The organism is Flavobacterium caeni (assembly GCF_900101895.1).
In the GTDB taxonomy this organism is placed as follows: domain Bacteria; phylum Bacteroidota; class Bacteroidia; order Flavobacteriales; family Flavobacteriaceae; genus Flavobacterium; species Flavobacterium caeni.
This window is the reverse complement of record NZ_FMVF01000012.1, coordinates 1-14,018: the sequence shown is the minus strand read 5'-3', so window position 1 is coordinate 14,018 and position 14,018 is coordinate 1. Positions and strand designations below refer to the sequence as shown.

8 protein-coding genes are annotated in these 14,018 nt (G+C 49.2%); 6 read left to right on the top strand and 2 right to left on the bottom strand.

The annotated features are described in order from the left end of the window. From rplJ to BLP55_RS11955, 5 genes are all read left to right on the top strand, one after another. The gene (rplJ, locus tag BLP55_RS11975) at positions 1 to 516 is read left to right on the top strand and encodes a 50S ribosomal protein L10 (protein ID WP_091144409.1); all 516 of its coding nucleotides are present in this window, start codon (positions 1 to 3) and stop codon (positions 514 to 516) included. 151 nt (positions 517 to 667) lie between these two features. Further along, on the top strand, positions 668 to 1,054 hold the full coding sequence (gene rplL, locus BLP55_RS11970) for a 50S ribosomal protein L7/L12 (protein WP_091144405.1): 387 nt from the start codon (positions 668 to 670) through the stop codon (positions 1,052 to 1,054). Between the two features lie 243 nt (positions 1,055 to 1,297). Beyond that, entirely contained in the window at positions 1,298 to 5,110 is a 3,813-nt protein-coding gene (gene rpoB, locus BLP55_RS11965) for a DNA-directed RNA polymerase subunit beta (RefSeq protein ID WP_091144401.1), read from the top strand. Positions 5,111 to 5,212: 102 nt separating this feature from the next. After that, on the top strand, positions 5,213 to 9,517 hold the full coding sequence (rpoC, locus tag BLP55_RS11960; protein WP_091144398.1) for a DNA-directed RNA polymerase subunit beta': 4,305 nt from the start codon (positions 5,213 to 5,215) through the stop codon (positions 9,515 to 9,517). 1 nt (position 9,518) lies between these two features. Continuing rightward, the gene (locus BLP55_RS11955) at positions 9,519 to 9,830 is read left to right on the top strand and encodes a DUF3467 domain-containing protein (protein WP_091144394.1); all 312 of its coding nucleotides are present in this window, start codon (positions 9,519 to 9,521) and stop codon (positions 9,828 to 9,830) included. A 66-nt stretch (positions 9,831 to 9,896) separates the two neighbouring features. Here the strand turns inward: BLP55_RS11955 and BLP55_RS11950 are convergent, their stop codons facing one another. Both BLP55_RS11950 and BLP55_RS11945 read right to left on the bottom strand, forming a co-directional pair. Further along, a complete protein-coding gene (locus BLP55_RS11950) occupies positions 9,897 to 10,595 on the bottom strand; it encodes a T9SS type A sorting domain-containing protein (protein ID WP_091144391.1) in 699 nt (232 codons plus the stop codon). A 22-nt stretch (positions 10,596 to 10,617) separates the two neighbouring features. Next, a complete protein-coding gene (locus BLP55_RS11945; protein ID WP_091144388.1) occupies positions 10,618 to 11,091 on the bottom strand; it encodes a hypothetical protein in 474 nt (157 codons plus the stop codon). A 429-nt stretch (positions 11,092 to 11,520) separates the two neighbouring features. On the opposite strand from BLP55_RS11945, the gene BLP55_RS11940 reads away from it, so the two are divergent. Then, a partial coding sequence (locus tag BLP55_RS11940) for a putative metal-binding motif-containing protein (protein ID WP_211516829.1) occupies positions 11,521 to 14,018 on the top strand: 2,498 nt, incomplete at its 3' end.

Here is a 14,018-nt window from a genome sequence, read left to right as displayed (position 1 = left end):
ATGACAAGAGAAGAAAAATCACAAGTTATCGCGGAACTGACCGACGTATTGGCCAGCTCGAACGTGGTGTACATCGCTGACATCTCGGGATTGGATGCAGAAACTACTTCTAACCTCAGAAGAACTTGCTTTAAGGCAGGTATCGAATTGGCGGTAGTGAAAAACACCTTGCTCGAAAAAGCGATGGAAGCGTCTGACAACGACTATGGCGATTTGCCATCGGTGTTGAAAGGCAACACGTCTATCCTGATCGCAGAGAACGGCAACGCTCCTGCAAAAGTGATCAAAGAATTCCGCAAAAAGTCTGACAAGCCCGTATTGAAAGGTGCTTTCATTCACCAAGCGGTGTTCATCGGCGACAACCAATTGGATGCCTTGATCGCTCTGAAATCGAAAGAAGAAGTTATCGGTGAAATCATCGGACTCCTTCAATCGCCTGCTAAAAATGTGGTATCTGCCCTTAAATCGGGTGGCAGCACTATTGCAGGACTCGTTAAAACTTTGTCTGAGAGATAACATCGAAAGATTTAAGGAATTAAAGTTCGGAATAAACCGGCAGCTGTTGCCCTTCGACTTTAAGACTTTATGACTTTACGACTTTCGACAACCTGGCCTCGCGCACTATTAATAAATTATATTTTACAAACTATTTAAAACGATAGAAAAAATGGCAGATTTGAAACAATTCGCAGAACAACTGGTTAACTTGACAGTAAAAGAAGTTAACGAACTGGCTACAATTTTGAAAGATGAGTATGGTATCGAGCCTGCAGCTGCTGCTGTAGTTGCTGGTCCTGCTGCTGGTGGTGCTGGTGCCGATGGTGGTGCAGCTGCTGCTGAGCAAACTGAATTCACTGTAGTATTGAAAGACGCTGGCGCTTCTAAATTGGCAGTTGTTAAAGCGGTAAAAGAATTGACTGGTCTTGGCTTGAAAGAAGCAAAAGACTTGGTTGACGCTGCTCCTGCAAACGTGAAAGAAGCGGTTTCTAAAGACGAAGCTGAAGGCTTGAAAAAATCTTTGGAAGAAGCTGGAGCTGTAGTTGAGCTTAAGTAATCTTACCCGATTACAAGAATTAGGTTTAGGCCTTGGACACGCGTCCAACGGCCTAAACCATTTTTCGTATAATGAATTTGGATTCCCAATTTTATTATAAAATGGTTGAATAGACCACCCGTTTTAGTCAATACGAAGACAAATGTGAGCGAGCTTGGTTCACTTTTAAAGAGGTATTGATTTAAAAAAGAAAGCAGTGTTTGACACAAAAACTACTTTTTTTAATCAAAATTTTGTCCATTGATGATCACAAATCAAACCGAAAGATTGAATTTCGCCTCGACAAAGAACATCCCTGACTATCCAGATTTCTTGGATGTTCAAGTCAAGTCGTTCAAGGATTTCTTCCAATTGGAAACCAAATCCGACGAAAGAGGCAACGAAGGGTTGTACAACACCTTCATGGAAAACTTTCCGATCACGGATACCCGCAACAACTTTGTACTGGAGTTCCTTGATTATTTTGTTGACCCACCGCGTTATACCATTCAGGAATGTATCGAGAGGGGATTGACCTACAGTGTGCCGCTCAAGGCGCGTCTCAAATTGTACTGTACCGATCCCGAGCATGAGGATTTTGAAACGATTGTACAGGACGTCTATCTGGGAACCATTCCCTACATGACGCCTAGCGGAACTTTCGTCATCAACGGCGCCGAGCGCGTGGTCGTATCGCAATTGCACCGCTCGCCGGGCGTTTTCTTCGGACAATCGTTCCACGCCAACGGAACCAAATTATACTCGGCCCGTGTCATCCCGTTCAAGGGCTCATGGATCGAATTCGCGACCGACATCAACAGCGTCATGTATGCCTACATCGATCGTAAGAAAAAATTACCGGTAACTACTTTGTTCCGCGCCATCGGATTCGAACGCGACAAGGACATCCTCGAGATTTTCGACCTGGCCGAAGAGATCAAAGTATCCAAAACCGGATTGAAAAAATATGTCGGCCGTAAGCTGGCCGCGCGTGTCTTGAACACCTGGCACGAGGATTTCGTAGACGAAGATACAGGAGAAGTGGTATCGATCGAGCGTAACGAAATCATCCTCGACCGCGACACCATCATCGACAAAGACAACGTAGAAGAGATCATCGATTCGAACGTCAAGTCGATCCTGTTGCACAAAGAGAACAACAACCAGGCCGACTACGCGATCATCCACAACACGTTGCAGAAAGACCCGACCAACTCCGAAAAAGAGGCCGTCGAGCACATCTACCGTCAGTTGCGTAACGCAGAACCGCCTGATGAAGAAACTGCACGTGGTATCATCGACAAATTGTTCTTCTCGGACCAACGCTACAACTTGGGCGAAGTGGGCCGTTACAGAATGAACAAAAAACTCGGTCTTGATATCCCAATGGAAAAGCAAGTCTTGACCAAAGAAGACATCATCACCATCGTCAAATACCTGATTGAACTCATCAACTCCAAAGCAGAGATTGATGATATCGACCACTTGTCGAACCGTCGTGTAAGAACCGTAGGCGAACAATTGTCGCAGCAGTTCGGCGTTGGTTTGGCGCGTATGGCCAGAACCATCCGTGAGCGTATGAACGTTCGCGACAACGAGGTATTTACCCCGATCGATTTGATCAACGCGAAAACCCTTTCGTCGGTCATCAACTCGTTCTTTGGTACGAACCAGCTGTCTCAGTTCATGGACCAAACGAATCCATTGGCCGAGATTACCCACAAACGCAGATTGTCTGCACTCGGACCAGGCGGTCTTTCACGCGAAAGGGCCGGTTTCGAGGTGCGTGACGTCCACTATACGCACTACGGTCGTTTGTGTCCGATCGAAACACCAGAAGGTCCGAACATCGGACTCATCTCGTCGCTTTCGGTTTATGCGAAAGTCAACGGCATGGGCTTCATCGAAACACCATACCGCAAAGTGACCAACGGTAAAGTCGATTTGACCAACGAGCCGATCTACCTTTCTGCAGAGGAAGAAGAAGGCAAGATGATTGCGCAGGCGAACATCGAAATGGGCAACGACGGCGACATCACCGCAGAACGCGTCATCGCACGTGAGGAAGGCGACTTCCCGGTTGTTGAGCCAAACGTAGTTCACTACACCGACGTGGCACCGAACCAGATCGCTTCGATTTCGGCGTCACTCATCCCGTTCTTGGAGCATGACGATGCGAACCGTGCGCTCATGGGATCGAACATGATGCGTCAGGCCGTACCGTTGTTGCGTCCTGAAGCGCCAATCGTAGGAACAGGTTTGGAGCGTCAAGTGGCTTCAGATTCGCGTGTACTCATCAATGCCGAGGGCCACGGAACCGTAGAATATGTAGATGCGAACATCATCACCATTAAATACGACCGTACCGACGAAGAAAGAATGGTTTCTTTCGACGCCGATGAGAAAACGTACAACCTGATCAAATTCCGCAAGACCAACCAGAGCACATCGATCAACCTCAAGCCGATCGTCCGCAAAGGCGACCGCGTGATCCCAGGACAAGTTTTGTCTGAAGGTTATGCGACGCAAAATGGCGAACTGGCCTTGGGCCGTAACCTGAAAGTGGCGTTCATGCCTTGGAAGGGTTACAACTTCGAGGATGCGATCGTGATCTCTGAGAAAGTCGTACGCGACGATATCTTTACGTCTATCCACGTCGATGATTATTCACTCGAAGTGCGCGACACCAAATTGGGTAACGAAGAATTGACCAACGATATCCCGAACGTTTCGGAAGAGGCGACCAAGGATTTGGACGAGAACGGTATGATCCGTATCGGTGCCGAGGTCAAGCCTGGCGACATCCTGATCGGTAAAATCACGCCAAAAGGAGAATCTGATCCAACGCCCGAAGAGAAACTCTTGCGCGCGATCTTTGGTGACAAGGCCGGTGATGTGAAAGATGCGTCACTCAAGGCTTCTCCGTCGTTGAACGGTGTGGTGCTCGACAAGAAATTGTTCGCGCGTGCCGTCAAGGACAAGCGCAAACGCACCAAGGACAAAGACGATTTGGGTGCTTTGGAAATGGAGTTCGAAGTGAAATTCAACGAACTCAAGGACAAGCTCATCGAAAAATTGTTCCTCATTGTCAACGGCAAGACTTCGCAAGGCGTCATGAACGACCTGGGCGAAGAAGTGTTGCCAAAAGGCAAAAAGTATACGCAAAAAATGTTGTACGCGGTCGAAGATTTCGCGCACTTGTCTAAAGGGCAGTGGGTGGCCGACGACGCGACCAACAAACTCGTCAACGATTTGATCCACAACTACAAGATCAAATTGAACGACTTGCAAGGCGCGTTGCGTCGTGAGAAATTTACGATTACCGTGGGTGACGAATTGCCTGCAGGAATCTTGAAACTCGCGAAAGTTTACATCGCCAAGAAGCGTAAATTGAAAGTAGGTGATAAGATGGCGGGCCGTCACGGTAACAAAGGTATCGTGGCCAGAATCGTTCGTCACGAAGACATGCCGTTCCTCGAAGACGGAACGCCGGTAGACATCGTATTGAACCCGTTGGGTGTACCATCGCGTATGAACATCGGTCAGATTTACGAAACCGTACTCGGATGGGCAGGACAAAAGCTCGGCAAGAAGTTCGCGACGCCAATTTTTGACGGCGCCACTTTGGACGAGATCAACACACTCACCGACGAAGCGGGCATCCCGCGTTTTGGCCACACGTACCTGTACGACGGCGGCACCGGAGAGCGTTTCCACCAGCCGGCTACCGTGGGCGTGATTTACATGCTCAAGCTCGGTCACATGGTCGACGACAAGATGCACGCCAGATCTATCGGACCTTACTCGCTCATCACACAGCAACCGCTTGGTGGTAAGGCGCAGTTCGGTGGACAGCGTTTTGGTGAGATGGAGGTATGGGCCCTCGAGGCCTACGGTGCGTCGAGCACGCTCCGCGAGATTTTGACGGTAAAATCGGACGACGTCATTGGTCGCGCCAAAACTTACGAGGCCATCGTAAAAGGCGAAACCATGCCGGAGCCAGGCTTGCCGGAATCATTCAACGTATTGATGCACGAATTGAAAGGACTCGGTCTCGATATTCGTTTGGAAGAATAAGTCGAACGTCGAACGTCGAAAGGTCAAATGACTTTCTTCGTTCGACATTAGACATTTGACATTCGACAATAATCAAAAAAGAAAAATTCAGTAGTTATGACTATGATGAATAACAGAAATAAAGACAAAAACCCTGTAAAAAGGTTTGACAAAATCTCGATCGGTTTGGCCTCGCCAGAGTCGATCCTGGCCGAGTCAAGAGGTGAGGTGCTCAAGCCCGAAACCATCAATTACAGAACCCACAAGCCAGAGCGCGACGGATTGTTTTGCGAGCGCATCTTTGGCCCGGTAAAAGACTTTGAATGTGCCTGCGGTAAATACAAAAGAATCCGTTACAAAGGCATCATTTGCGACCGTTGTGGGGTAGAAGTGACCGAGAAGAAAGTGCGTCGCGACCGTGTGGGGCACATCAACCTGGTCGTGCCAATCGCGCACATCTGGTACTTCCGTTCGTTGCCGAACAAAATCGGCTACATCCTTGGATTGCCGTCCAAAAAACTCGACATGATCATCTATTATGAGCGTTATGTCGTGATCCAGCCGGGTATCGCCAAGAATGCAGAAGGCGATCCGGTGGAAAGACTCGATTTCTTGACCGAGGAAGAATACCTGAACATTCTGGACAGCCTTCCGCAGGACAACCAATACCTGGACGATTTCGATCCGAACAAATTCGTCGCCAAGATGGGTGCCGAGTGTATCATGGATTTGCTCGCCAGAATTGACCTCGATGCGTTGTCGTATGAGTTGCGCCACTCGGCCAACAACGAAACGTCAAAGCAAAGAAAAACCGAAGCGCTCAAGCGTTTGCAGGTCGTAGAATCGTTCCGCGAATCAAACGAAAACCGCGAGAACCGTCCGGAATGGATGATCATGAAGGTCGTTCCGGTCATCCCGCCTGAATTGCGTCCGCTCGTTCCATTGGACGGTGGCCGTTTCGCGACTTCGGATTTGAACGATTTGTACCGTCGTGTGATCATCCGCAACAACCGTCTCAAGCGATTGATGGAGATCAAGGCGCCTGAGGTGATCTTGCGCAACGAAAAGCGTATGTTGCAGGAATCGGTCGACTCTTTGTTCGACAACACGCGTAAGGCATCTGCCGTGAAGACCGAATCGAACCGTCCGTTGAAATCATTGTCTGATTCATTGAAAGGTAAACAAGGTCGTTTCCGTCAGAACTTGCTCGGTAAGCGTGTCGATTATTCGGCGCGTTCGGTTATCGTCGTCGGACCTGAACTCAAATTGTTCGAGTGCGGTTTGCCGAAAGACATGGCCGCGGAACTCTACAAGCCGTTTGTTATCCGTAAATTAATCGAAAGAGGAATTGTAAAGACGGTAAAATCGGCCAAGAAAATCATCGACAAAAAAGAGCCAGTAGTTTGGGATATCCTGGAAAATGTCATCAAAGGACATCCGGTACTCCTGAACCGTGCCCCTACCTTGCACCGTTTGGGTATCCAGGCGTTCCAGCCAAAACTGATCGAAGGAAAAGCGATCCAGTTGCACCCATTGGTGTGTACGGCGTTCAACGCGGATTTCGACGGTGACCAGATGGCGGTACACTTGCCGCTTGGTCCTGAAGCGATCCTCGAAGCGCAATTGTTGATGCTCGCCTCACACAACATCTTGAACCCTGCTAACGGCGCGCCGATTACGGTTCCGTCGCAGGACATGGTGCTTGGTTTGTACTACATGACCAAGGAAAGATTGTCGGTTCCCGGACACCAGATTTTGGGCGAAGGCCTGACATTCTACTCAGCAGAGGAAGTGAACATCGCCTTGAACGAAAACCGTTTGGAACTCAACGCACGCGTGAAAATCCGTGCGAAAGATTTCAACGAAAACGGCGAACTCGTATACAAAATCATCCAGACCACGGCAGGACGTGTCCTCTTTAACGAGGTGGTTCCTGAAGCCGCAGGTTACATCAACGAAGTCTTGACCAAGAAATCGTTGCGCGACATCATCGGTAAGATTTTGGCCGTAACCGACGTTCCGACGACGGCTGCGTTCCTCGATTCGATGAAGGACATGGGCTACCGTTTCGCGTTCAAGGGCGGATTGTCGTTCTCATTGGGCGATATCATCATCCCGGAGCGCAAAGAAGAACTCATTGCCGACGCCAACGAACAAGTCGAGGGCATCACGATGAACTACAACATGGGTCTGATCACCAACAACGAGCGTTACAACCAGGTCATCGACGTGTGGACATCGACCAACGCCATGCTGACCGAACTCGCGATGAAAAACATCCGTGAAGACCAGCAGGGCTTTAACTCGGTGTACATGATGCTCGATTCTGGGGCGCGTGGTTCGAAAGAACAGATCCGTCAGCTTACCGGTATGCGTGGATTGATGGCCAAGCCGAAAAAATCGACCGCAGGTGGTGGCGAGATCATCGAGAACCCGATCTTGTCGAACTTTAAGGAAGGTCTTTCGATTTTGGAATACTTCATCTCGACGCACGGTGCGCGTAAAGGTTTGGCGGATACGGCTTTGAAAACGGCCGACGCGGGTTACTTGACCCGTCGTTTGCACGACGTTTCGCAGGACGTTATCGTCAACCTCGACGATTGCGGTACCTTGCGTGGCATCGAAGTATCGGCACTCAAGAAAAACGAAGAAATCGTAGAAGGCTTGGGCGAAAGAATCCTCGGACGCGTTGCGTTGCAGGATGTCATCAACCCGCTGACTACCGAGATATTGGTCCATGCCGGCGAGCAAATCACCGAGGCGATCATGAAAAGCATCGAAGCGTCGCCAATCGAGGCGGTCGAGGTACGTTCGCCATTGACTTGCGAGGCCATGAAAGGCATTTGCGCCAAGTGTTACGGGCGTAACCTTGCGACAGGCAAAATGACACAACGCGGTGAGGCCGTGGGTGTAATTGCCGCGCAGTCGATCGGGGAGCCGGGTACACAGTTGACGCTGCGTACGTTCCACGTGGGTGGTACTGCAGGTAACATTTCGGAAGAATCGAGCATCGTGACCCGTTTCGACGGACGTCTCGAGATCGAAGATCTGAAAACCGTCAAAGGCGAGGACGGCGAAGGCAACACGGTAGACATCGTGGTATCGCGTTCGACCGAACTCAAATTGATCGACCAAAAAACCGGTATCACGCTCAACACGCACAACATCCCTTACGGTTCGAGCATTTTCGTCAAAGACGGCGATGTCGTATCGAAAGGCACCGTGATCTGTAAATGGGATCCGTACAACGGCGTTATCGTATCGGAATTCACCGGTAAGATCGAGTACGAAGACCTCGAGCAAGGACAAACGTTCCAGGTCGAGATCGACGAACAAACGGGCTTCCAGGAGAAAGTAATCTCTGAAGCGCGTAACAAGAAACTCATCCCGACGCTTCTCGTTTACGGCAAAGACGGCGAACTCATCCGTTCGTACAACTTGCCGGTAGGGGCGCACTTGATGGTAGAAAACGGCGAAAAGATCAAGGCCGGTAAGGTACTCGTCAAAATCCCACGTCGTTCGTCTAAAGCGGGTGATATCACGGGCGGTTTGCCACGTATCACCGAATTGCTCGAAGCGCGTAACCCATCGAACCCGGCGGTTGTTTCTGAAATCGACGGTGTGGTGACGTTTGGTAAGATCAAACGCGGTAACCGCGAGATCATCATCGAGTCTAAATTCGGTGAAATCAAGAAATACCTCGTCAAATTGTCGAGCCAGATCTTGGTTCAGGAGAACGACTTCGTCCGTGCGGGCGCACCGTTGTCTGACGGAGCGATTACGCCAGAAGACATCCTCAGAATCCAAGGCCCGTCGGCGGTGCAACAGTACCTGGTCAACGAAATCCAGGAAGTGTACCGTTTGCAAGGTGTAAAAATCAACGACAAGCACTTTGAGGTGGTCATCCGTCAGATGATGCGCAAGGTGATGGTCGAAGATCCGGGAGATACGTTGTTCCTCGAGGAGCAATTGATCCACACCAAGGATTTCATCGTCGAGAACGACAAACTCTACGGCATGAAAGTGGTCGAGGATGCAGGCGATTCAGAGAACATCAAGGCAGGACAAATCATTTCGCCGCGTCAGTTGCGCGATGAGAACTCTTTGCTCAAGCGCAACGACAAGAATCTGATCGTGGCGCGCGATGTCATCACCGCTACCGCAACGCCGGTACTCCAGGGTATCACGCGTGCGTCGTTGCAAACCAAGTCGTTCATCTCTGCGGCCTCGTTCCAGGAGACGACCAAGGTACTCAACGAAGCGGCCGTTGCTGGCAAGCTCGATACACTCGAAGGTTTGAAAGAGAACGTCATCGTAGGTCACAGAATCCCTGCCGGAACCGGTATGCGCGAGTACGACCAAACGATTGTCGGTTCGAAAGACGACTACAACGAGATGATGGCCAACAAAGAAGAATATATCTACTAAGATGAGCGATCAAAAACCACAACCGGGACAAATCAACATCGAGCTCGACGAGGCGACCGCAGAGGGGATCTATTCGAACCTCGCGATCATCAACCACTCGGCGTCTGAATTTGTCATGGACTTTGTGTGTATCATGCCTGGTACGCCAAAGGCCAAGGTCAAATCAAGGATTGTCTTGACACCGCAGCATGCCAAGCGTCTGGTCAAGGCGTTGGCCGACAACGTAAACCGCTATGAGGCGGCGCACGGCGAGATCAGGGATGTGGAGCAACCGCCTATCCCTTTGAATTTCGGCCCGGCCGGACAGGCCTAATCATTTTTCAGCAAAGAAAAACCCTTCGGATTCCGAAGGGTTTTTTGTTGGGGTTTGGTTCAGGTTTCAAAACAGGAATTTGAGAGAAACCTTTCGGGTTTCGTTTATCAGAACCGCAATATAGACTCCTTTCTGGGGTAAGTTTACCGGTTGGCTGGTATTTTGGCCTATATAGAACGTGTCCATCTTTTGCCCCCAGACGTTATATAGGGTTGCCTGAAACGATTCTCCGGTAGGGTTGACGATGCTTCCGTCTATAAAGCGCAGGCCGTCATGGTCAAATGCAACACGCCTGGTGGTCAGGTAGCAGGAATTCGTGTCGAAGCCGTAATCTGATCCAATCAGGTTCGTGGTTTGGTTTCCTGCTGCATTCCGGATGATAAAATACCACTGGTTTGCACAAATCCCGTCTGGTAGCATTACAGTTTCCTGGGTGACGGAGTTTACATAGCTTCTGGGCCCGATGCTAAAAGCCCCTTCGTAACTATTGGTGGATACATTGTAATTCAGAGGAATCAACGTGTCCAGATCAGACCATTTGTCGTGATAGTCCCAGGTATCTGCCGTGCCATCGGTTTCAAGCCCGGTATATAGATATAAGGTCTGCGCTCCCATCGGATCGAAAAGGGAAAAATCTCCTGCCGAACCGTAGGTTACAACTATGGCATCATTCATCCCGAACGGATCGGGGGAGAAAATTATCTGCGAACGCACCACGGAACTGGCTCCCATAGCAAGACATAAAAAAAGTAATTGGATTCTCATAAAGGTATTGATTTATATAGGGTTAGTTAAAAACATTCCAATTGCTGCCGTCGCTGAGAACGATCAGGCTGCGGTAGCCGTTTCCGTTATTTGGATGATCGGCTACGGTACATCCACAGCTGTCGCTTGAATACATATAAATTTGTGCACTGCTTCCCGTCCATGATTTTGCGAAATAGAACAGTTTGCTGACTCCTCCGTACATGGTAATCTTGGCGGTAAAACTGCTGACGTTCCGTATAAAATAGACCCTTCCGGGAACCGTTGCCGGATCAGGCAATTTGAACTCCTGATTGGTTGCTGAGGGATTTACGGAAATATACACGCCGTCATTGATGTTAGTGGCCGAACCGGCTCCAGTCAAAGCGACGTGTTTAACCGAAAGATTCCCGTTAATGTCCAGCGTACTCACTGGATTGGAAGTGTTGATCCCCACTTGCGAAAAGGCAGACAGGAAACCAAAGACATAAATGAAAAAAAACAGATATATTTTCATAATTAACTTTTTTGGTTCGGTTCGTTAAAGCGAAAATAAAGAATAAAAAATATCTAAATTTTTTCTAAAAAGCCGAAAACGTTTTCGTGTTGATAAGTAGGGGCGTTGACGAGTGATGTTCACTATAACTGTATGAAAATTCCTAAAGCTTATTTTTAAAAAAATCCAGTCTGTATTTTCTATTTGTCCTAAACAGGCTCAAAAATATCAATAATATGTATTTTAGTTTTTTTGAGTTATTCTCTAAAAATATTTTTATTTTATAAAAAATATAGGGAAAAATTTTTTTTATCAACACGAAAACGTTTTCGTTTCCCAATTATTCTGTCTTTGGGATATCGATAATAAATTATTATATAGTTTTACGGTGCTCCATTTCATTTACGGTTTCTGATGAGAATATTATTAATCTTTTAAAATTTCTGTCACATGAAGACAAACATACATCTGGAGCATGTTTTTTTTATTTTCTTTTGTTGCCTGTTTGCGGGATTCTCGTTCGGGCAATCAGCGAGTTTTCTATCTACTTCGGTAACGTTGAGCATTAGCGGGACCCAAACGGAGTACGATTTGTTGGGCGCCACGGCAAACCCTGATTTTAATGGGGCCAACCTCGGGACTTTTACCCAGGGTTCTTCCGGGATCCTGTTCAAGGGTGCAAAAAATGTGGTAAGCAAATGCAACGGTTGCAATGTGACCGGAACCAATTTTTACTACAGGGTTTATCTTACCGGATCGCCGTCAGGAAGCTATACCAACAACAACATCGGCTGGTCTGCCAACTCTGCGGATAATTGCACTGGCGGGCAAACCTGGAGTACCGTATCATTCAGTACAAATTTAACCGGAAGCCTGGCTGCGGGAAGTTATACGATGGAAGTCTATTCCACTCAGAATACTTCCTGCTCTGGAGTGCTGTCGGCTAACAACGGCGGAGCCAACTACAAGGCGACCTTCACCATTAGTGCAAGTACCGGTACAGGAACTGCTGGGTTTGATTCCACCTTCCTGACGCTAAGCCTCAACGGTGGAGCCAATACCACTTATGATCTACAGGCTGCAACCAGCAGTACTGATTTCAATGGGACCAACCTGGGGACTTTTACCCAGGGTTCCACCGGAATTGTCCTTAAAGGCGCCGAACACAATGTGTGGAAATGCAACGGCTGCAACATTACCGGAACCACTTTGTATTACCGGGTCTATCTTACCGGTGCGACGCCTGGAAGTTTTGTCTCCACCGGTATCGGCTGGACTTCAGAGACGGCGAATAGTTGTAGCAGTGACGGCAAGAATCAGAAATGGAGCACCACCTCGCTCAGTACTAATTTGACCTCAAGCCTGTCTGTGGGCAGTTATACGCTGGAAGTTTATTCCGCCGCCGCGACCTCATGTTCGGGAACCATCAATGCCAATAACGGCGGAGCCAATTACAAAGCGACCTTTACCATCGGTGGGACAGGGACTGCCGGATTCAATTCCACCTATCTGACGCTGAGTCTTAGCGGTGGAGCCAATGCTACCTATGATCTGCAAGCCAGTACTGCCAATACGGATTTTAACGGGACCAATCTCGGTACCTTTGCCCAGGGGTCATCGGGAATCATGCTTAAGGGAGCCGAACACAACGTATGGAAGTGCAACGGATGCGACATCAACGGAACCACGCTGTACTATCGGGTCTATCTTACCGGCGCGACGCCGGGGAGTTTTAGTTCCACCAGTATCGGGTGGGCTTCTGAAGTGACCAACGGTTGTAGCGGCAAAGACCAGAGATGGGGCACTACCTCGCTCAGCACCAACTTGACCGGAAGTTTGGCTGTGGGGAATTATACGCTGGAGGTGTATTCCGCCCAGACGACCTCATGCTCGGGAACGTTATATGCCAACAACGGCGGAGGCAACTACAAGGCAACCTTTACCATCAGCGAAAGTGCAACGAGTACCAACGTCGGGTTCAATTCCACCTATTTGGTCCTAAGTACCAACGGTGGCGACAATACCTATTATGATTTGCAGGCCGAAACCGGGAATATTGATTTCAACGGTACTGATCTGGGGATTATTTGCCAGGGCTCTGCCGGAATTGTTCTCAAGGGAGCCGAGCACAACGTCTGGAAGTGCAACAGTTGCAACATTACCGGGACTACGCTGTACTACCGGGTTTATCCTACAGGCCAAACAACCGGGAGTTTCACTTCCACCAGTATAGGGTTTACATCCCAAACGGCCAATGGCTGCGGCGGGCAGGATCAAAAATGGAGTACCACCGGGCTCAGCAACCATTTAACCGCAAGCCTCTCCCCGGGAAATTATACGCTGGAAGTCTATTCTTCTGAGGCTACCTCTTGTGCGGGAACACAATATGCCAACAACGGTGGGGCCAATTTCAAGGCGACCTTTACCGTAAATCCCAATGTCACGTACTATGCGGATGCTGACGGAGATGGATTCGGGAACCCCGCCGTCACGACTGTAAGTTGTATGGGGGCGCCAGGTGGATACGTGGCCGACAATACAGACTGTAACGATGCCGATGCCACCAAGCACCAAACCTTCCCGTTCTATGTGGATGCCGATGGCGATACCTACGGAACCGGATCTTTGGTTCAGGTTTGCGCGGTGAACGCGACGACTGCTCCTGCAGGTTATGCTGTGAACAACACAGATTGCGACGACAACGACAACACCAAACACCAAACCTTCACGTTCTACGTGGATGCCGATGGTGACGGATATGGGACAGGAGAAGCCATAATGGTTTGCGCGGTTGACGCCAACACGCCACCAACCGGTTATGCGGTTGAAGATGGCGATTGTAACGATGAAATCGCGGCCATCAACCCAGGTGCTGCCGATATCCCTTACAACGGCGTAGACGACGATTGCGACGGCACGATCGACGAGACCGGTACGGTCACGACGAC